Annotated in this window: 17 protein-coding genes; 11 read left to right on the forward strand and 6 right to left on the reverse strand. The window is 62.3% G+C overall.

Features of this window, described 5'->3' with window-relative positions; translation table 11 throughout:
- Positions 1-150 precede the first annotated feature (150 nt).
- Both P3T21_RS10230 and P3T21_RS10235 read right to left on the reverse strand, forming a co-directional pair.
- Positions 151-1,170, reverse strand: coding sequence for an alcohol dehydrogenase (locus tag P3T21_RS10230; protein WP_429255813.1), 1,020 nt, complete (start codon positions 1,168-1,170; stop codon positions 151-153).
- Between the two features lie 175 nt (positions 1,171-1,345).
- Entirely contained in the window at positions 1,346-2,056 is a 711-nt protein-coding gene (locus P3T21_RS10235) for a FadR/GntR family transcriptional regulator (RefSeq protein ID WP_429255814.1), read from the reverse strand.
- 348 nt (positions 2,057-2,404) lie between these two features.
- Here P3T21_RS10235 and P3T21_RS10240 point away from each other — a divergent pair, with 348 nt between their 5' ends.
- The 3 genes from P3T21_RS10240 to P3T21_RS10250 all read left to right on the forward strand — a co-directional run bounded on the left by P3T21_RS10240 (position 2,405) and on the right by P3T21_RS10250 (position 5,953).
- Positions 2,405-3,736, forward strand: coding sequence for an MFS transporter (locus P3T21_RS10240; protein ID WP_429255815.1), 1,332 nt, complete (start codon positions 2,405-2,407; stop codon positions 3,734-3,736).
- Between the two features lie 53 nt (positions 3,737-3,789).
- Positions 3,790-5,139, forward strand: coding sequence for a glucarate dehydratase (gudD, locus tag P3T21_RS10245; RefSeq protein WP_429255816.1), 1,350 nt, complete (start codon positions 3,790-3,792; stop codon positions 5,137-5,139).
- 334 nt (positions 5,140-5,473) lie between these two features.
- Positions 5,474-5,953 (forward strand): hypothetical protein, encoded by a 480-nt coding sequence (locus P3T21_RS10250; protein WP_429255934.1) that lies wholly within the window; start codon positions 5,474-5,476, stop codon positions 5,951-5,953.
- Positions 5,954-5,988: 35 nt separating this feature from the next.
- Here P3T21_RS10250 and P3T21_RS10255 read toward each other — a convergent pair whose 3' ends face one another.
- Both P3T21_RS10255 and P3T21_RS10260 read right to left on the reverse strand, forming a co-directional pair.
- A complete protein-coding gene (locus P3T21_RS10255; protein WP_429255817.1) occupies positions 5,989-7,350 on the reverse strand; it encodes an MFS transporter in 1,362 nt (453 codons plus the stop codon).
- 576 nt (positions 7,351-7,926) lie between these two features.
- Complete coding sequence (locus P3T21_RS10260) at positions 7,927-8,409, reverse strand: hypothetical protein (RefSeq protein ID WP_429255818.1); 483 nt, start codon at positions 8,407-8,409, stop codon at positions 7,927-7,929.
- Positions 8,410-8,922: 513 nt separating this feature from the next.
- Between P3T21_RS10260 and P3T21_RS10265 the strand changes: the two genes are divergently transcribed.
- From P3T21_RS10265 to P3T21_RS10300, 8 genes are all read left to right on the forward strand, one after another.
- Positions 8,923-9,579, forward strand: coding sequence for an NADPH-dependent FMN reductase (locus tag P3T21_RS10265; RefSeq protein ID WP_429255819.1), 657 nt, complete (start codon positions 8,923-8,925; stop codon positions 9,577-9,579).
- A gap of 390 nt (positions 9,580-9,969) precedes the next feature.
- Complete coding sequence (locus tag P3T21_RS10270; protein WP_429255820.1) at positions 9,970-10,185, forward strand: transcriptional regulator; 216 nt, start codon at positions 9,970-9,972, stop codon at positions 10,183-10,185.
- A gap of 102 nt (positions 10,186-10,287) precedes the next feature.
- Complete coding sequence (locus tag P3T21_RS10275; RefSeq protein WP_429255821.1) at positions 10,288-11,181, forward strand: ferritin-like domain-containing protein; 894 nt, start codon at positions 10,288-10,290, stop codon at positions 11,179-11,181.
- A gap of 54 nt (positions 11,182-11,235) precedes the next feature.
- A complete protein-coding gene (gene iaaH, locus P3T21_RS10280) occupies positions 11,236-12,690 on the forward strand; it encodes an indoleacetamide hydrolase (RefSeq protein WP_429255822.1) in 1,455 nt (484 codons plus the stop codon).
- 144 nt (positions 12,691-12,834) lie between these two features.
- Positions 12,835-13,566 (forward strand): FadR/GntR family transcriptional regulator, encoded by a 732-nt coding sequence (locus P3T21_RS10285; RefSeq protein ID WP_429255823.1) that lies wholly within the window; start codon positions 12,835-12,837, stop codon positions 13,564-13,566.
- A gap of 24 nt (positions 13,567-13,590) precedes the next feature.
- A complete protein-coding gene (locus P3T21_RS10290; RefSeq protein ID WP_429255824.1) occupies positions 13,591-14,340 on the forward strand; it encodes a CDP-diacylglycerol diphosphatase in 750 nt (249 codons plus the stop codon).
- Positions 14,341-14,539: 199 nt separating this feature from the next.
- Positions 14,540-15,529, forward strand: a complete 990-nt coding sequence (locus P3T21_RS10295) for a fatty acid desaturase (protein WP_429255825.1) — start codon at positions 14,540-14,542, stop codon at positions 15,527-15,529.
- A 144-nt stretch (positions 15,530-15,673) separates the two neighbouring features.
- Positions 15,674-16,123 (forward strand): hypothetical protein, encoded by a 450-nt coding sequence (locus tag P3T21_RS10300; RefSeq protein WP_429255826.1) that lies wholly within the window; start codon positions 15,674-15,676, stop codon positions 16,121-16,123.
- Positions 16,124-16,141: 18 nt separating this feature from the next.
- Here P3T21_RS10300 and P3T21_RS10305 read toward each other — a convergent pair whose 3' ends face one another.
- Together P3T21_RS10305 and P3T21_RS10310 are read right to left on the reverse strand one after the other, a co-directional pair.
- Positions 16,142-17,629, reverse strand: a complete 1,488-nt coding sequence (locus P3T21_RS10305) for an MdtP family multidrug efflux transporter outer membrane subunit (RefSeq protein WP_429255827.1) — start codon at positions 17,627-17,629, stop codon at positions 16,142-16,144.
- 79 nt (positions 17,630-17,708) lie between these two features.
- Positions 17,709-19,826 carry an FUSC family protein gene (locus P3T21_RS10310; protein WP_429255828.1) on the reverse strand — a complete coding sequence of 706 codons (2,118 nt, stop codon included), beginning with the start codon at positions 19,824-19,826 and terminating at the stop codon, positions 17,709-17,711.
- Positions 19,827-19,834 lie beyond the last annotated feature (8 nt).

The following is a 19,834-nucleotide window of genomic DNA, read 5'->3' on the forward strand; positions in this document are numbered from 1 at the left end:
CTCCTTTCTCCAGCGTCACATTCCGGTCTCGTGCCAGATCTGCGCATTGAATACCACCTGATAGCGTACGGCCGAATTTTCTGCGCGAGCAGTAAAACCGCTTCGCACCGACGGCACCACGTATAACGCGTGAGCAATCTCGCGGATTATCTAATGTCCGGTGTTGAGCACCACCCTGAAACGCGCCGCGCCGCTCATCATGCGGTCGTAGGCGTCCGCCGCCTTCGTCAGTGGAAATTCTTCGATCATGGGTTTGATGCCGGTTAGCGCGCTGAAGGCAAGCGTGTCCTGCGAATCGGCCGATGTACCCGATGGCCAGCCCTGCACCGAATTTCGCCCCATGATGAACTGCGCGATCGGGACTTCAACGGGTTCCTCCGACAGTCCAATCAAGATCAGCTTGCCGTTCAGTCCCAGACCGCCTGCTGCGGCGCTCATCGCCTTTCCGCTTGTGACGGTCGCGAGGATAACGCGAGCGCCGCCCAGTGCCTGCAACGCTTGCGCCACGTTCCCCGCATTGCTGTCGATGTAATGATGCGCGCCGAGTTGTTTCGCAAGACTTGCCTTGTCCTCGCCTCGAGCGATTGCCACCGTGACGAATCCCATTTTCTTCGCGAACTGCACGCCAAGATGGCCGAGGCCGCCGATGCCGAGAATCGCGACCACGTCGCCTGCACGCGCGCCGCTGTTGCGCAATGCGTTGAATGTCGTAATGCCTGCACACAGCAGCGGTGCTGCATCGACATCGGATAGATCATCCGGAATACGCGCCAGCGCTTCGACGGGCGCCACCATGAACTCGGCATAGCCGCCGTCGTAGCTGATGCCGGGCACAAGCGCACGCTGACATAGAACGAAGTCGCCCTGACGGCAACGCTCGCACCTTCCGCAATGTCCTCCGTGCCAGCCGACGCCGACCCGCTGCCCTGCCTGCCATCCCTCGACGCCCGGACCGACCGTATCGATGAGGCCTGCGATTTCGTGCCCGGGCACCCGAGGATATTGCAGCCCCGGCCACAGACCGTCTTTCGTCAGCACATCGCTGTGACAGATGCCACAGGCCTGAATCTTGATCAACACATGTCCAACGCCTGGCTCCGGCACATCCCGTTCGACGAGTTCCAGAGGACCGCCAGCCTGCGTCACCTGCACTGCTTTCATCGTCCGCATCGCTTTCTTCCCTATGAAAGGCGCGAACGCGGGTTGACCAACCCGGTTCGCAGATGAGCCGCCGACGCCACCAACCGGTCAAGCGGACAGCTTACGCCATGTTCGACGGGATGCGAATCGGCACTCTGAATCAGCTGCCCTCGCAATTCTTCCAGATCGTTTCCGGCGCAATGCCTTAAACGGTTGCGGCACTCACTGCGTGTGCCCGCCGGAGACGTTCGCGGCTGTTACTCAGATGCATCCGCATCGCGGCACGCGCGTCGTCCGCGTCCTGACGCTCGATTGCCCGGTAAATCAGCTGGTGCTCAGCGAGCACGTTCCGCAGGTGCTCGATATGGTCAAGCTCTGCGATCTCCGCGGATCCTAGCCGCGTTCGCGGACTGACCGCGCGGCCCAGTTGGCTGAGCACGTCGAAGAAATAGCGATTCCCGCATGCCCGCGCGATCTGCAGGTGGAATTCGATGTCGTGCGCCAGCACGTCGGTGCTTCCCCGCTCAAGTTCAGACTCGAAACGCTCCAGCGCGCTACGAATCTGCTTGAGATGCTGCCCGGTGCGCCTGGCTGCTGCCAGAGCGGCCGACGCTGCCTCGACGTCAATGCGGAACTCGATGATGGCCATCACGTCGAGCATGCTCGAAAGGTCGGCCGTGGCGATGTGCATCGGCTCTTCCTTTCCCGGCTCAAGAACGAAGGTGCCGATACCGTGGCGAGTCTCGACAACCTTCGCCGCCTGCAGCCGCGAAATCGCCTCGCGAACAACGGAGCGGCTCACAGAGAGCTGCTTCATCATTTCCACCTCTGTCGGAATCCTGTCGCCGGGCCTCAGGGCTCCGCGCCGGATTTCGTCCGTGAGGGTGGCCACCACCTTGTCAGTCAGGCTGCTCATGTTGCGGTTTGCTGGCTCGTCAGTTGGACATGCGCACGTTGCGCGCGGAACGACGACGTCATCTGACGTCTCGACCATCATCATAGCGCCAGGTGTTAGCGTCAGCTACAATTCATGTTGTCGGACGTCCTAGCTTATCGGCATTTCAAACTCCAGCTACACAGTGTATTCGCGACAATTCCATATGTGTAAAGGTGTCTGGCTACAGGGTAAACACCCAATTGGAAAGCTGATATCGAAAAAGTAGACTGTCATCAGACAACCTATGACGTATTTCGCGGCGGATGTTCATCCGCTACCGCGTTCGGTTCGATTGGGCCGACGCACCGGCCGATACTGGAGACAACCTTGATATCTGCACTCGCCACCGCGACCGACCCGCTCGAATCAGCGGTCTCCAAGGTCAAGCGGCACATTCTTCCGCTCTTCCTTGTTATGTTCATCGCGAACTACATCGACCGCGTGAACATTGGCTTCGTCAACTCGCACATGCAGACGGATCTGGGCATCGGCGCCGCCGCATATGGGCTCGGCAGCGGTTTGTTCTTCATCGGATATGCGCTGTTCGAAGTGCCATCGAACGTTCTGATGCAGCGGTACGGCGCTCGCGCGTGGCTCACCCGCATCATGGGGACCTGGGGTCTCGTGGCGGCAGCCATGGCCTTCGTCTGGAATGACACGTCGTTTTATGTGCTCCGCTTCCTGCTCGGGGTGGCCGAAGCAGGCTTCTTCCCCGGCGTCGTTTTCTACTTCACGCAATGGTTGCCGCAGAAAGAGCGCGGTAAGGCCATCGCCGTGTTCCTGGGCGGCTCAGCACTCGCGTCCGTTCTGTCCGGCCCGATCTCGGGGGGACTTCTCTCCATCCGCGGGCTCGGCCTGCACGGCTGGCAGTGGATGTTTCTGATTGAAGGCGGATTTTCGATCGTCCTGTGCGGCTTCAGCTGGGTACTGCTGAAATCACGGATTCGTGATGCTTCGTGGCTGACGGCAGAGGAGCAGGTGATTCTCGAATCATCCATCGCCGCTGAACAGGCAGAACGCGAAGCACTCGGTGGCGCGCATCTGCCGACGATGAAGCTGTTAAAGGACCCGCAAATCCTTCTTTTCTGCTTCCTCTACTTCGCGATCCAGCTGACGATTTACGCGGCAACCTTCTGGCTGCCGACGATTATTCGCAAGATGGGCGGCCTGACAGACTTCCAGGTCGGTATGTACAACGCTGTCCCGTGGCTTATCGCGATCGTCGCGATGTATTGCTTTGCCGTTCTTTCCGCGAAATGGCGCTTTCAGCAGGCATGGGTCGCCACAGCGCTGGTTATCGCCGCGTGCGGACTGTTTGCGTCGACGTCTGGTAATGCCGTGTTCTCGTTTGTTGCAATCTGCTTTTCGGCAATCGGCTTCAAGGCTGCGGCGTCGCTGTTCTGGCCTATCCCCCAGGGTTATCTGGACGCGCGGGTCGCGGCCGGCGTGATCGCGCTCATCAATTCGATCGGGAATCTGGGCGGCTTCTTCGCGCCGGCTACGTTCGGCTACCTGCAACAGCACACCGGCTCGATTTCCGGAGGTCTGTATGGGCTCGCGGTGGCATCATTAATTGCAGCGGCCGCGGTCTTCCTTGCCCGCAATCGTCGTGTGAACCATGACGTGCTCGCGCAACCCGTACATAGCAAAGCGCATTGATCGCCCGGAACACTCCCGCCGGTCGATTTCTAAACTTACCTGGTCCTACTCTCATGTCCACCCATACATCCCAATCGAACGCCACGCCGACGGTCACCGAATTGCGCGTCGTTCCGGTCGCCGGTCGCGACAGCATGTTGATGAATCTGAGCGGCGCACACGGTCCGTTCTTCACCCGCAACGTCGTCATCCTGCGGGATAGCGCCGGCAATACCGGCGTCGGCGAAGTCCCCGGCGGCGAGAGCATTCGCAAGACCATCGATGACGCAAGGCCGCTGGTTATGGGTCAGTCAATCGGCAATCTTCAGGCCGTGCTCAACAAGGCGCGCACCCAGTTCGCTGACCGCGATGCCGGCGGACGCGGCCTGCAGACATTCGACCTGCGCACGACCATTCACGCGGTAACCGCGCTCGAAGCCGCGCTGCTCGATCTGCTCGGGCAACATCTGGGCGTGCCTGTTGCCGCACTCCTTGGCGAAGGCCAGCAGCGCGACGAAGTCGAAATGCTCGGTTACCTGTTCTACATCGGCGACCGGAAAAAGACCGACCTGCCCTATGCAAGCGGAGCCGAAGGCCGCGACGACTGGGAACGCGTTCGCACCGAAGAAGCCATGACGCCCGAGGCGGTTGTGCGTCTGGCTGAAGCGGCTCAAGCGCGCTACGGCTTTAATGACTTCAAGCTGAAAGGCGGCGTGCTTCCCGGCGACGCCGAGATCGAAGCGGTGACAGCTTTGGCCGAACGATTCCCCAAGGCGCGCGTGACGCTCGACCCGAATGGCGCCTGGTCGCTTGCGGAAGCAGTCCGTCTTTGCCGTGACAGGCACGACGTACTCGCCTATGCGGAAGACCCTTGCGGCGCGGAAAATGGCTACTCGGGTCGCGAAGTGATGGCCGAATTCCGCCGCGCGACTGGCTTGCCGACCGCTACGAACATGATTGCCACCGACTGGCGTCAGATGGGTCACGCTATCCAGCTGCAATCCGTGGACATCCCGCTCGCCGACCCGCACTTCTGGACCATGCAAGGCTCGGTACGCGTCGCACAGATGTGCAACGAGTGGGGTCTGACGTGGGGCTCGCATTCAAACAACCACTTCGACATTTCGCTCGCGATGTTCACGCAGGTTGCGGCTGCCGCGCCCGGCAAGATTACTGCCATCGATACCCACTGGATCTGGCAGGACGGGCAACGCCTCACGCGCGATCCGCTGCAGATTGTCGGCGGTAAGGTGAAGGTGCCGGAGAAGGCAGGCCTTGGCGTAGAACTCGATCTGGATGAACTCGAGAAGGCGCATGCGCTGTATCAACAACACGGCCTGGGCTCCCGTGACGACGGCGTCGCCATGCAATTCCTGATTCCAAACTGGAAGTTCGATAACAAACGCCCGTCTCTCGTGCGCTAGATCGAACATTCTCCCGGCAGCGGCCTCGATGGCCGCCTGGCCGGCGCCCGTAAGAATCTGGCACCGTGCAATGCGGTGCCACGCTGATCGTGGTTGTGACTCAGGTCAAGGCCGCGACCGCAACCGCGAATGAGTGCATCCGCAGCAAAACACCACGCCCCGTCCCCATTCAGCCACTTCTCGCCGCAGCGAGGGTGTGCGCATCCCGCCTTTTAAGGCTGCCTTAATTGTTGCCCGTCATGATGGGTTCATCGACTCACGTCAAGGGTCGCCTGTTCCGCCATCAGCGCACCGCTTGCGGGACCCAAAGTTACGGAAAGAGGTTCAAACCACCATGCCTGGTAAATCGCGAAACCGCAAACACGACGCCCAGCCGGCAATGTCACCGCTGCTGCGAGCGCTGACTTTTAGTCGCGCCACCCATGAGCCGGTCACTCAGGCCATGCTGCTGCAGTGCTACGCAGCACTGGACGCATTCCGGCGAGGTCATGGATCGCGCGACCTGTTCTCGACTTTGGGTCGGCAGTTGCTGGTATCCGAGGCGCTGTGCCGCCTCGGATACCAGAAAGACGAAATTGCGGACATACAGGCAGCGCACGCTTCCATGACGCGAATCGACGCTGCCGAACGCGAAAATGGCGTCTGGTTGATGGGCGATACTGAATACGCGTGGTTATGCCTTGCGCTGGAAATCTTCGCAGATCAGTTAGCGGCTGCGTCGCTGGAGAGCATTGCAAGGGCCGAAGCACGAATGGTGGAGGGCCTCATGCTCACCGCCGGGCGCATTCCAGCGCCCGCCGAGGTCGCGTCGTAACGACACATCCACAACGTCGCCCTCCTGCGTACCGCTCAATGCCCCAGCGACCCCGTCTCCAGCGGCGCCGACACGCGTGACTCCGGGCGCGACGCCTGCTTGATCAGCAAGGCGACGCAGGAGATCACGCCCGCCAGCGCGACACATGCGAATATCCCCGCAAACGTGAAATGCCGGCGCGTCAGTTCCGCGACAAGGAATGAACCCGCGATGCCGCCAAAGCGTCCGATGCCAAGCATCCATGCCACCCCGGTGCCACGCCCCTGTGTCGGATAAAAAGCAGCGGCCAGCGCGGGCAAGGACGATTGCGCGGTATTCATCAACACGCCTGCCACAAACACCGTGAGCACCAGCACACCGACGTTGCCGACTGCCTGCCCGATGCAATAAACGCTAACAGCGGTGAGTGCATAGCACACGGCAATAATTCGATTGGCGTTGAAGCGATCCATCAGGACGCCACACAACACTGCACCAACGCCGCCTAGCGGGAAGAGCGCAGAGATCAGCGTCGCGCGCTGCGGGTTGAGGCCGGCTTCCTTCAACAGGATCGGCATCCAGTTGATCGAAGCGTAGAAGATCACGAGACCCATGAAGTAGGCGAGCCACAGCATCACCGTGCCTACGATGTACGACCTGGACAGCACGAGTGCAGCGCCGGTTTTACCCTCCACCTGCGGTGCCTGCTCAGTCATCACAAAAGACCCTGCCTGCTCCGCAGCGCTTGAAAGGCGGCCAAGCACTGCGCGGATTCTTTCGACCGGATGATTCTTCGCGACCATGTAGCGCACCGATTCCGGCAGCTTGAGGAGCAAGATCACAGAGAGCACCAAAGGCGTCGCACCACCCAGCAACAGCACGCTGCGCCACCCAAATTGCGGAATCAGCCACGCTGCGAGAAAGCCGCCGAACGCCGCGCCGAGCGGGAAACCGCAAAACATCAGGTTGATCACCGTCGCGCGCCGGCGGTCCGGACAGAACTCGCCCATCATCGTGACTGCGTTGGGCATCGCGGCACCAAGGCCGATCCCGGTCACGAACCGCAGGACAGTCAGTTGCTGGATGTCTGTGGAAAAAGCCGAACCAAGACACGCAACACCGAAGAGCATGACAGCCCCCAGCAACATCAGTCGCCGGCCGAGCCGGTCGGAGAGCGGACCCGACACGAGCGCTCCGCACGCAAGGCCGAATAGCGCAGCGCTCAACACCGGCGCAAGCGCTGGTTTGCTGATGTTCCACTCCGTAATCAGCGAAGGCGCAATGAAGCCGATCGCCGCGGTGTCAAACCCGTCGAGCAGAACGATGATAAAGCACATGAAAAAGATGAGCCATTGAAACCCGGAAAAGGGCTGCTCATTGATAAACGTCTGCACGTTGACGGCAGTGTTTCGGTTCACGTCTCACCTCCTGACGGCGGACGGCGCTATCGCGCCGTCCGCATTACGATTTCATCCGGTCAGAACCGGTGAACAATACCTGCGCCTGCAGCAAACTGGCTACGCGAGGACGAAGACGCGCTCTGGAAGCCGTCGCCGATGGTCGCCGTGGCGTTGATGATGTGCCTGACACCCGCCGTGCCAGGCTCGTTGCCTTTTTGGTGCGCTGGCACGCCTGCAATGCGTAGCGGCCCGCAGGCCTGGGCACCGGGTAGTACTCCGGGAATTTGAACTGCTGGTACTGCACGGCGCGCGTCATGCCGTTCGCCCGGGTTGCGCACCTGATAAATAAGGCACGGTCGATTTGCTCTTCAGATGTTCGCCTAAAGAACAAGAATTCTATTTTTGAACAAACAGATTGTAAGTAGCCGGCTGTTTGCCGGTCAACGCGGGATAACCCGATCACCGCACGTCGCATCTGTATGCGCGCCGGAAGGGTCAGAAATTCTGTGGACCGAGTCGCGTATCGCTACAGCAATAGCCCGCTGATGACGCGCTAGCGGCCGGCCGTGAGCATGAGCATGCTGAATACGACGGTCACTGGCAAAGCGAAAAAGCCTCGCGTCCTGCGATATCCCCGTTTCCGTAAATGCCTGCCACCGTGTAGTCGCCCGCGACGCATTCGAGTGTCGATTCGCCGAACGTCAGCACGAAGTGTCGCAGACCGCCCTCTAGCGAGAAGTCACGCCCCCACGAATCCGCAATCAACGACGAATGCATGACCTCATGCGCGGAGTATCCGCGCAGGCCTCTTGAAGCGAGGAAGTGAGCAGGCAGATCGGCGTTACGCGGCGGCCCAAACTGGTGAAACGCCGCCGCCGAAAATGCGACCACGCAGAATGGATCATCGTCGCTGAACGGGCCGAAGCGTTCGAAGTCGGCTTTAGCGATGCGATAGACAATCGCAACCAGCCTTTCATTGGCCAGCACCAGCGGCGCGCCGGCGCCGGCATCGGGTCTGGGAACGTCGTCCAGCAGGACGACCTGGTCCTGCTCGCTGGAATCCAGTGCATTGTTCATCTGTCTCTACGTGCTCCGTGACGGGTTCATGCAGATCATCACAGGCGCGCAGACACGGCTCCCGGAATTCGCTGCGTCGTAGAGTGTAGTTGAACCCACGGCTTCTGCATCCAGACACGCATGCGTCGTCCCTTCATTGCCGCGAATAACAGGCAGAGGAATCGCAAAACACTAACCCGGGTAAAAAAATGCCCCGACATCGAAACCGGTGTCGGGGCGAGTCCCATGTCAAAGGAGGTGTCGTAGAGGAGACGGATTCATCGTACCGTCGCCCGGCAGGTCCGCCAACGAACGGTTTCGCATATCCATATCGCAAGGCACGCGCGCAACTTTCGACGGCCGGGCACACAGCCGGTCGGGACAGGCAACCCTCGTCCACGTATATCCTTAGAACAAAAAACACGTTCGCAGCGGCGCGCCTGATCACTAACATGGCAGATCAGTCGGGTCGTCCGGCCCTGCACGCGCACCCCGCCGTGCGGCGCCTCCGGCCGCTACGGAAGGAGTATTGCGTTGACCAGTTTCGATCACACTCGCCGGCCGCTCGTCGTCGGAATCGGCGGTACGACGCGCGCCGCATCGTCGACCGAGCGCGCGCTCGGCTTCGCACTGCGCGGCGCTGAAAGCGCGGGCGCGCGCACGCACCTGTTCGGTGGCACGTTCCTGCACAGCCTGCCGCATTACGCGCCGGAAAGCGCGTCGCGGACCGATGAACAGCTCCAGCTGATCGAAGCCGTGCGCGACGCCGACGCCGTCATCGTCGCGACGCCTGGCTATCACGGCGGCGTTTCCGGCCTCGTCAAGAACGCACTGGATACCCTCGAAGAACTGCGCGCCGATGAGCGCCCGTATCTGGACGGCCGCGCGGTCGGCTGCATCGTCACCGCCTATGGATGGCAGGCCGCCGGTTCGGTGCTGACGTCGTTGCGCTCGATCGTCCATGCGCTGCGCGGCTGGCCGACGCCGTTCGGCGCCGGCATCAACACGCTCGAAACGCGCTTCGAAACTGTCGATACCTGTTCCGATCCGAAGGTTGTCGAGCAGCTCGCCACCGTTGGCCGCCAGGCCGCCGGATTCGCCCTGGCATTCGGCGCGCATCGCCCGGCAGAACGTGAGAGCGTTGCCCCGCAACCTCCTCGCGCGGCAAAAATCCTGTCGCTCGCCAGCTGAACGGCGCGCGTCATGCGCGCTTACCTGCCGGGCCGGCGTTCCCGGCATCGCCCGTCACCCGATACCCGTCACCCGCCGCCGGCATCCGTCGCGCGGCGGGCCTGCCTTCAGCGTGTGCCATCGCACACATCCCGCCTGGCCGCTCACGCAATGCGTATGCCATGCAACATACGGAAGCGTGTACGCGCCGGATAGTGTGAATAAGCGCATACGACACCGCCACATCCGGATCACCGATGACCGCCCAGGGCCACCCCTGATTTGCTTGCGACGAAAGATTGGTTCACTCGATACACGGCACGGCCTACGCTTGTCTCTGCCCGCTCATTGATCGATCGTCGCACTTCGCGTGAACTGCAAACGCAAGCGGGCACGATCACCGGCACGACCATGAAGAGACTCATTCACTATAAAGGCTACGCAGTTGCGCCGGCAGCACAGCAACTTCCTAACGGCCTCTTCGCCGCCAATCTGACCATCGAGAAGACCACCGCACCCCGGAGCCACCCGTACTCGTTCGACGCGCTCGACTACTTTTTCGACGAAGAACACGCGCTGGCCTACGCGTTCCGCTGGGGACGCCTGTGGATCGACAGCCACAGATAAAGGCCGCCGCGGCGTCCGGACTGTCGGAGTTGCCCACTTCGACGCCGTTTTTTCGGGGTTGTGACAGAATAAGCGACATGTCCGCTGACCGTTCTCGCTGCCATGTCCGATACCCTGACACATGCTCCCGAAGATCGCGCCCTGCGCCACTGGACCTTTCCTGACCCGGCGCGCGTCAAGATCGGCTCCGATGCTCACGAGCAGATGTTCTGCCGCATGCTGCTTGAGACACACAATCCCTACCGGCCCGCCGTTCTCGACTGGCCGCCGCTTCCGCCCGATGCACTACACCGCCTCACCTCGCTGCCCATCTGGGACATCGCCGTGCAGACCGAAGGCCACGCGGCGATCCGCGTCGCCACCTACGCCGCGCAGTTAAGCGACCCGCTGCTGCGTGAAACGATAGAAATGGACGCCGCCGAAGAAGCCCGCCACAAGATCGTGCTCTCGAAACTGGTCGCGGCCTACGGCATCGAGCTCGCGCCTGAGCCCGAATACCCCTCGCCGCGCGACGCCGAATGGGCATGGATGCTCACCGGCTACAGCGAGTGCATCGACAGCTTCTTCGCCTTTGGCCTGTTCCGCTCGGCGCAGCAATCCGGCTATTTCCCCGAAGCGCTCGTCGAGACGTTCGAACCCGTGATCCAGGAAGAAGCGCGGCATATCCTCTTCTTCGTGAACTGGGTCACGTGGTACCGGCGCACCATGCCGTGGTGGCGTCGGCCATGGCATTCGCTGCGCGTCGGGGCAATCTGGTTCAAGCTCGTATGGGAGCGCGTGGCGATTGCGAGGGGCATCGATGCGAACGGCGTCGCGCAAGATGCGAATTTCCTGGCGTCAAACGGTGGCTCGGTCGGCAAAGCGCTAACGACGCGCGAGCTCGTCGAACTGTGCCTCGCCGAAAACGAACGGCGAATGAGCGGCTACGACGCGCGACTTGTGCGGCCGGCCGTCGTGCCACGACTCGCGCGCCTCGCGCTGCGGTTTCTGAAGTAGCGGCGAAGGGCGGCCGCTGCATCTAGCAAATGCCGCCGCAACACGGGAGACAGCATGACATGGACGGTCGATGAACAACTTGCGCTGACGGCCACTGAAGCCGTCGCCGCGATCCAGCAAGGGCGCCTTCTCGCCACCGATTATGTCGCGACGCTGCTGGCCCGGGCGGCAGCGCTCTCGACGTTGAATGCGCTCACCGCCCTGAACATGGAAGGCGCACTCGACGCTGCAAGGCGTATCGATGCGCTATCGACCGCTGAAAAAGCCCGCCTGCCGCTCGCCGGCCTGCCGGTCGTCGTGAAGGACAACATCAACACCGTTGGTTTGCAGACTTCGGCCGGCACGCCTGCGCTCGAAAATTTCATTCCGAAGACCAACGCGCCATCTGTTCAACGGCTGCTCGATGCAGGCGCAATCGTGCTCGGCAAGGCCAACATGCATGAACTCGCGTTCGGCATCACCAGCACGAATCTGGCGCCGCACGCCGGGCCGGTGCGCAATCCGTACGATCCATCGCTGATTCCCGGCGGGTCGTCGGGTGGGACGGCTGCGGCGATTGCGGCGCGCATCGCGCCCGCCGGACTCGGCACCGACACCGGCGGCTCGACGCGCATTCCCGCCGCGCTGACCGGTACCGCGGGCTTTCGTCCGTCGGTGGGCAATGGCGGTGCCGCGCGCCGCTATCACGACACGAACGCCGTCGTGCCGATCAGCCGCACGCGCGACACGGTCGGTCCAATGGCACGCACCGTTGCCGATATCGCGCTGCTCGATGGCGTCATTACGGGCGACACCGCGTTGCCAGCAGTTTCGCTTGCGGGCCTGCGCATCGGCCTGCCTGCGCAGCTTTGGGAAGACCTGGAACACGCGCTGGCACGCGTTGCCCGCGATGCCTTGGCGCGCCTCGAAGCAGCCGGCGTGATTTTCGTCGACGTCGACATGCCCGACCTGATAACGCTTAACGACAAGGTCAGCTCGCCGGTGGCACTGCACGAACCCGTCGACGATGTACCCGCCTGGCTCGTCGCCAACGATGCGCCCGTAAAAACCGTGGTGGACATCGCGGTGCGCATCGCGTGCCCGGACGTGCGCAGCGCGTACGACGCGATCATCGCCGATGTGTTCGCCAGCCAGTACGAAGCGGCCATGAACACGTGGCGGCCGCAGCTTCAGGAGCTATATGACGCCACGTTCAGCACGCATCGGATCGACGCACTGCTGTTTCCCACCACACCGCTCGCCGCCGTGCCGCTCGACGAAGTGAACGGCTCGTCATCGGTGACGATCAATGGTGGCGAACCGCTCGATGAAATGTCCGCGTTCCTTCGCAATACCGATCCGGCGAGCAACGCAGGCATTCCGGGCCTCTCGGTGCCCGCTGGACTGACGAAGGACGGACGCCCCGTCGGCATCGAACTCGACGGACCGACTGGCAGCGACCGACGGCTGCTGGCAATCGGCATTGCGTTCGAGCAGGTACTGGAGCCGTTGCCTGCACCCGTGCTCTAGCGGCCTGACGCACACATTACGGCGCATCGCGGGGCATGCCTGCGCGGACGCTATAATCGCTGCGTTCCGGCGACGGCGGCCCTGCCTCGCGTCAACGACGTATATCGGGCCACGTCGTCGCCTATCGCCACGCCCGCCGACGCCATGCAATTTCGCCCGATTCCGACGTTCACCCGCAAGCGCCTCTCCGACGTCGTGTCGGACCAGATCAAGGCATTGATCTCGGACGGCGCACTGCGACCGGGCGACCGCCTGCCCGCCGAACGCGACCTCGCGACACAGCTCGGCGTATCGCGCCCTTCGCTGCGCGAAGCGCTGATCCGGCTGGAAGCCGACGGCTACATCGCGATGACAGGGCGTGGTGGCTTTGTGGTCGCCGACATGACGGCCGCGGTCATTTCGAAGCCGCTCGCTGAACTCCTGTTGCAGAACGCGCGTACCCGTTCCGACATTCTTGAGTTACGGCAAGGTCTTGAATCGATCGCTACCGTCTACGCCACCGAGCGCGCAACACCTGACGATCTCGAAGCGATTGGCACGGCCTTCGAAGCGTTGAAGGCCTGCGCGCTTTCATCCGACCGCACACACCTTGCCGATCTGGATGCCGCGTTTCATCTTGCGATCGCCGACTCGACACACAACGTCGCACTGGCGCATGTAATGCACGGCATTCATGCGCTAATCCGCGAATCGATGCGCCAGTCGCACCGGCTCATCGATTACGACGACGCAATGGAACAGCAGCTGCTCGACCAGCATCAGGCCATCTACGACGCAATCAGGGCACGCGACGCGCAAAAAGCGCGCAGCGCGGCCGAGCAGCATCTGGTGTACGTGCGAGCGCTTTACGAGCAGCACGCTACACCGCAACCATAAATCACCGAACGGAACGGACGCCCCATGCGCCTCGCTCTCTGGGCCTTCATCAGCATCGCCTTTGCCGCAACCAGCACCGGCTGCGCGACACTCGCAGCCGCCGATTCGAACGCGCTGTGGCGCATCGTCGACGGGCAATGCGTGATGTCGATGCAATCGTCCGGCACGCCGGGCTTCTGCACGCGCGTCGATCTGCAGGGGCGCTACGCGATTCTGAAAGACATCAACGGTACATCGCAGTACCTGTTGATCCCGACCGATCGCGTCTCGGGCATTGAAAGTCCGCAGATTCTCGACAAGGACGCGCCGCCCTACTGGTCGGATGCATGGGAAGCACGCACCTACGTGGAAAAGGCCGTCAAACAGCCACTCCGCGACGAACAGCTCGGGCTCGAAATCAACTCCACGTATCGCCGCTCGCAATCTCAGCTGCATATCCATATCGATTGCATGCGCAACGATGTGATCGACGCGTTAGCGCGGCATCATAGCGACACGCCCGGCAAATGGCGGTGGGAGGTGATCGACGGAAATCGTTACCGGATCATGCGCGTTACTTCGCTCGCAGCGGCCGACGATCCGTTCAGGGTTGTCGCGCGCGGTCTCCCGAAAGACGCTGTGATGGCCTCGCAAACGATCCTCGTGACCGGCGCGGGGCCGTCTGCTGCGAGCGATGGCTGGTTGATTGTCAACAGCAGCCTCGATCTCGACAATGGCAGCGGCTCAGCGGAGCCGCTGATGGATCACGCGTGCAGGCTTGCACGAAAGAGCTAGCGGCACGGCATGCGGCCGATATGCAATCGTCCCCATCCCGATCTGTTGAAACGTGCTTTTCCGCTTTTACGCACATGCTTTCCGCGAGAAATTGGTTCTGTCAGGAAGTGGAAGCCTTTACGATCGGCTCCAGTGTGCGTGCCGTCTGGGAGACGTCGCGCGATATCAGCAGCCTGACGAAAACGGTGCGAACCAGCCTATGGCCACGTATCTCGACGACACCCAGCGCCGTACGCTGGCCCACCTGACCACCACGTTGACGTGGCGCACGGAATGGCCGACATGGGTGTTGATCGCGACGATTTATGGGTCATGGTTCGGCGTCGCGATGCATGCGCGTATGCTCGGTTTGCCGGTCGGCACGGCTCTTCTTGCGCTCCTCAGCGCGTGGTACATGTCACTGCAGCACGAGCTGCTGCACGGCCATCCAACGCGTTCGCGCGTTGTAAACAGTCTGCTCGGATTCGCACCGCTTGCGGTGTGGTTTCCGTATCGCATCTATCACGACCTGCATCTTCAGCATCACAACGATCCGCATCTGACGCATCCTTCGTTCGACCCGGAAAGCTACTTTGTGACACATCAGATGTGGCAGCGCAGTGGGTCAGTCATGCGTGCACTGCTGACCGTGCGCAACACGTTCGCGGGACGCCTGCTGCTAGGGCCCGCGTTTTCAATTGTCGCGACCACGAACGACGCGGTTCGCAGGATCGCGGGCGGCGACTGGCGCGATGTACCCGTGTGGCTCGCGCATTTCGTTGCGCTCGCTGGATTGACGTACTGGCTGGACAGAGCGTGCGGTCTGCCCGCATGGCTTTTTATTGTTGTCACTGGCTATGCGGCACTCTCAGTCGCGTGTGTACGCTCGTTTCATGAGCATCGCACTGCTGGCCCCGATCAACATCGATCGGTCGTCAACGAGGCCGCTTTCTTCTGGCGGATCCTCTTTCTGAACAACAACTACCATCTAGTCCACCACGACTTGCCTCATGTCCCGTGGTTTGCACTCCGGGAAGTCTATGAAACGTCCCGCCAGCAATACATAGAACGCTCAGGAGGCTTTCTCGTACGGGGTTACAGCGAATGGTTGAGACTTTACGCATTTGCTCCGGTTGCGCGTCCGGTGCATGGCAATCTGTCCGGTTCCAACCAGAGGAATCCGCCTGCTTTGCGGGTAAATTGCGGGTAACACGCATGGCAGTTATCCGTCGAGGCCTTCCGATCCGGTCCTTGCGCGCCAGCCTCGAATCCCACTCGATTGTCAACGGCAGACCCCATTCCCCACATGCCCCGCGTTAATATGGAGAGATGACTGGCAAAGTGAGGATGCTTCATGAACGCATCGGTTATCTCTGCCCTGGCTGCGCTCGTCGGCGCCACCATTGGCGGCCTGACTTCGGTTCTTGCCACATGGCTGACCCAACGCACCCAGGTTCGCGCGGAGTGGCTAGCGCATGACCGCATGCGGCGGCAAGAGCTGTACAGGGAGTTCATCGAGGAAGCGACGAAATGCTATGTCGACGCGCTGCAACACGACAAGCCCGATCTCGCCGCACTCGGCAACCTCTACGCGAAGATCAGCCGCATGCGCGTCCAGTCGTCGCGCAAAGTCGCAGACGAAGCCGACGTGATCGGACGCAAGATCGTGGACACTTACCTTGCGCCGGACAAGACCTTCATCGAGATTCGCGAGATGCTCGCAGATGGCTCGATCGACATTCTCGGCAAGTTCGGCGACGTGTGCCGCGCGGAGTTCGAATCGCTTCGCGCACAGCAGTTCTGAACCCCATTGGCGCGCCGTTTAACGCGGCTTCAGTTCGACGGGCGGATCGGCGCGATAGCCGCCGCCGAGCGCCTTCGTCAACGCAATCTCCTGATTGAGCATCTGACCGTTGAGCGTGAGCAGCGCAACCTGTTCGGCGATCACCGGCTGGCGCGCTTCGAGCGCCGCGAGCCGGCTCGTCAGTCCGCGTTGATAATAGGCTTCGACGCTGTCCCTCGCGAACGCAACCGATTCGATCCGTTGCTTCTGCAACCCGGTCTCCGCATCGAGGTCCTGTAGACGGCTACCCGTTTGCGCGACGTCGCGTACCGCGTTGAGGACAGCCTGGTTGTACTGCTCGATCAACAGGTTGCTGCCCTCGCGTGCGCCGTTCAGGTTCGCGTTGAGCCTGCCGCCGTCGAAGATCGGCAAGGTCAGACCCGGAATCAGGTTGATCTGCTGGCTTGCATGCGTGAAGAGGTCCGCGAGGTGCAATGCGTTAAAGCCGAAGAACGCCTTGATGTCGAAGCTCGGATAAAAGGCCGCCTTCGCCGCGTCGATCCGGTCGAACGACGCCTCTACATACCATCGCATCGCCTGCAGGTCGGGCCGCCGGGCAAGCAGTTCGTACGCGAGCGTCGCCGGCAAGGCCGCCTGCGAGCGCGGCAGCGCGACGGGCTCGATCGCGGGCAGGCCATCGGGCCCCGCGCCGACCAGCGCCCGCATCGATTCGCGAAACTGCTTTATCTGCCCTTGCGCCGACACGATCTGCCGTTCGATGGCCAGTTGCTGCGCTCGTGCTTCTTCGAGCAGGGTGCGGGCTTCGAGGCCGCGCGCCGCACGCGCTTCATGTGCCTGCACCGCGAACACCGCTATCTCATGCGATTCGTTCAGCAGATCGATCAGTTGGTAAGTCGTTTGAATGCCGTAGTAAAGCTGCGTGACATCCGTCGAGATTTCGAGTTCGACAGCGGACGTCTCAGCGAGCCGCGCATTGCTCACGCCGAGCGAGGCGGCGACCTGCGCGCGTTGCTTGCCCCAGATGTCGATGTCCAGGCTTGCGCCAAGCCCGACGATGCCCTCGGTGTACCACGGCCCCGTCAGCCCCGCAGCCGGTTCGTTCTTCGCGAACGGGCCGAGAAAGCCGTTCGCGGAAATATGCTCGCGATCCAGCGACGCCAGCGCGACCACCTGAAGGTTCGTCCCCGCTCTGACAAGCTCGACATCAGACTTCGCCTGCGCGACACGCGTGCGTGCAATCACCATCGTCGGCGCATCGGCGAGCGCCTGCTCGATCAGCGCGTCGAGCTGCGCATCGCGATAGCGTGTCCACCAGCGCGCGGCGGGCCAGCCGTCGCGCGCGAGATGGATGTCGTTCGCGAGATTGATCTGCCCGGGCGCGATCTCGGTATAGGGCGTGCCGTTATGATGGATCAGCGCGCAACCCGACAGCACGGACGACATCCACGCGACGCATAAAAGGCATCGACGCCATCGCCAGTCGCGTACACCCGCTCGCGCGTTCATGATGCCTCTCGCCGGGCCGCCCCAAGGGAGGCACCCGCCCCCTCGGGGGGCAGCGAACGATAGTGAGCGTGGGGGGCGTTCATGTTCGTATGGCCTGAGATGAGGGCGCCGCAACGGGTGCCTCGACGCGCCAGTCCGGCAATCCCGCGATCTGCCGCGACAGTTCGTCCGCTGCGGCGATGAGCGAGCCGTCGGCCGGTTGGGTCGGTTGGGCCGGTTCGACAGCTTGCGCAGCGATCCCGATGCGTCGCGGCGCGCGGGTGTCGGGCGGGTTGGCCGCAAGTTCATCCGCGTACCGGTTGAGTTCGACGGACGCCTGTTCCTGCATCGAGCGCACTGCATCGACCGTTCGTGGGCTCGACGATCCCGCTTGCGCCGCCAGCGTGTTGCGCAGCGCATCGCCAGCGAGCATGATCTCGCGCCCCTGCGCGAGGACGGTTTGCGCGCGCAGTGTCAGCTGGGCCTGCTCCACTTCCTGCCAGTCGGGCTCGAGCGCGACGCGCGACAGCGTCGCTTCGCATTCGGCCAGCACGGCCCACGCCTGCAACTGGCGCTGCGCATAGGGCAACTCGTCCCGCTGGTCGACGCCCGCCTGTTGCGCACGCAACTGTGCGGCAATGGCGCGCAGCATCGTGGCGAGTTTCTGCCGCAGCACGTCGCCCTCGCCCTCGCGCCAGAACGACATCTGCACGAAGGTCGCCACGCAAACGCCGAGCAGAATGCCGACCATCCGGTCGCGGATTTCAGTCAGATTCGTGGTTGGGCTGAACTGGTCGAGCAACGCGAGCGAGAAGGTGAACACCACCTGCAGGCCGGCATAGCCGATCCGCTCCGAACCCGCCGCTATCCACGCCCCGAACGCGACGACAGGCAACGCCATCAGCAGCAGGCCGACGACATCGTCGAGATGCGGAACGACGAACACGACCATGAACAGCGCCAGCGCACTGCCGATGGCGGCCCCGGACAGCCGCAGCAACGCACGCTGCGTCGATGCGCCGAGGCTCGGCAGCGCGACGATCAAACAGGTCAGCATGATCGTGTGGATGCCCTGCCAGTCCACGGCGTTGTAGAACACGTAGCAGACCAGAACAGCAAGCAGCGTCTTCAGCGAAAAGCGCATGTACGCAGGATTGGTCCACGCGTCCGGCGCGACCATTGGCTCGCTCGCGGGCGGCTTGCCGGGTTCGGCATCGCTTGCAACGAGATCGGCGAATGCATGCAGCGCCCGCTGCAATTCGCCTGCGGCGGGAATCGCGTCGGCTGCATTGCGTTCTTCTGGTGTTGCCGTGCCGATGTAGCGATAGCGCTCGCCCGACATCACCGATTCGTCGAGCGCCTGGACGTTTGCGCGCAGCTCGCGCAACATCGCAAGCCGCGCCGCCGATGCCCCCGGCCACGTATCGGGCAACTCGCTCGCGCCGCGATAAAGACGCGACACCGTCGCGATGCACGCAAGCTGCAACGCCTGATGATCGCGATAATGGGCATCGCGCATGGTCGTGAACCGTAGCAGCTTCTGCAAGGTCAGCGCGCCTTGCTGGACGGCCGCCAGCGTAATCGGCGCGGCGCTCGTCGTGCCGTCGATCAGTTGCGTCAGGCGCGTTTCCAGCGCCGCGAGTTGCCGATGGATTTCCGCCTTGAGCTGCAACTGCGGTTCGGCAGGCAACAGCAACGCGTTAACCACGAGCGTCAGTGCGATCGGATAGTTGACGGCGACCCACACCCACAGCACCGCGCGGATCAGCAAGTCGGCCTGATCGGTCTGGTCCACGAAGCTCTGCACGTAGATCACGACGATGGCGACGATGAAGAACACCACGCCGATCTTGAGAACGCGAATCAGATAGACGCTGCCGAAGAACAGCAGACTCGCGGTCACGATGCGTAGCAACGGATAGTCGAATGTGAACTTCAGCACCAGAATCGACAGGCCGATCGCGAGCGTCGATCCGACCATGAACATCACGCCGACCAGCCGCGTGACCACCACATTCGACTGCGTAACGTAGAACACCACCAGCAGCGACAGCGCGAGCTCCGGCACTTCGAGCGCCATCGACGCGACGATCACGATGGCGCTCGTCAGCATGCAACGCAACATCACGTTGAGCCGCCCGGGGAAAGGCGCAAGCTCGCGCCTCAGGAAAGCGCCTGCATCGCGCAGCGTGACGGGCAGGTAGTCGGCGGCGGCCATGGGCGCTC

This window comes from Paraburkholderia sp. GAS334, assembly GCF_050436625.1.
Lineage (GTDB): Bacteria > Pseudomonadota > Gammaproteobacteria > Burkholderiales > Burkholderiaceae > Paraburkholderia.

Bases quoted from the DNA above. Each gene is read 5' to 3' on its own strand.
- P3T21_RS10230 (WP_429255813.1), bottom strand. From the start codon at position 1,170: ATGCGGACGATGAAAGCAGTGCAGGTGACGCAGGCTGGCGGTCCTCTG.
- P3T21_RS10235 (WP_429255814.1), bottom strand. From the start codon at position 2,056: ATGAGCAGCCTGACTGACAAGGTGGTGGCCACCCTCACGGACGAAATC.
- gudD (WP_429255816.1), top strand. From the start codon at position 3,790: ATGTCCACCCATACATCCCAATCGAACGCCACGCCGACGGTCACCGAA.
- P3T21_RS10250 (WP_429255934.1), top strand. From the start codon at position 5,474: ATGCCTGGTAAATCGCGAAACCGCAAACACGACGCCCAGCCGGCAATG.
- P3T21_RS10260 (WP_429255818.1), bottom strand. From the start codon at position 8,409: ATGAACAATGCACTGGATTCCAGCGAGCAGGACCAGGTCGTCCTGCTG.
- P3T21_RS10270 (WP_429255820.1), top strand. From the start codon at position 9,970: ATGAAGAGACTCATTCACTATAAAGGCTACGCAGTTGCGCCGGCAGCA.
- P3T21_RS10275 (WP_429255821.1), top strand. From the start codon at position 10,288: ATGTCCGATACCCTGACACATGCTCCCGAAGATCGCGCCCTGCGCCAC.
- iaaH (WP_429255822.1), top strand. From the start codon at position 11,236: ATGACATGGACGGTCGATGAACAACTTGCGCTGACGGCCACTGAAGCC.
- P3T21_RS10285 (WP_429255823.1), top strand. From the start codon at position 12,835: ATGCAATTTCGCCCGATTCCGACGTTCACCCGCAAGCGCCTCTCCGAC.
- P3T21_RS10290 (WP_429255824.1), top strand. From the start codon at position 13,591: ATGCGCCTCGCTCTCTGGGCCTTCATCAGCATCGCCTTTGCCGCAACC.
- P3T21_RS10295 (WP_429255825.1), top strand. From the start codon at position 14,540: ATGGCCACGTATCTCGACGACACCCAGCGCCGTACGCTGGCCCACCTG.
- P3T21_RS10300 (WP_429255826.1), top strand. From the start codon at position 15,674: ATGAACGCATCGGTTATCTCTGCCCTGGCTGCGCTCGTCGGCGCCACC.
- P3T21_RS10305 (WP_429255827.1), bottom strand. From the start codon at position 17,629: ATGAACGCGCGAGCGGGTGTACGCGACTGGCGATGGCGTCGATGCCTT.
- P3T21_RS10310 (WP_429255828.1), bottom strand. From the start codon at position 19,826: ATGGCCGCCGCCGACTACCTGCCCGTCACGCTGCGCGATGCAGGCGCT.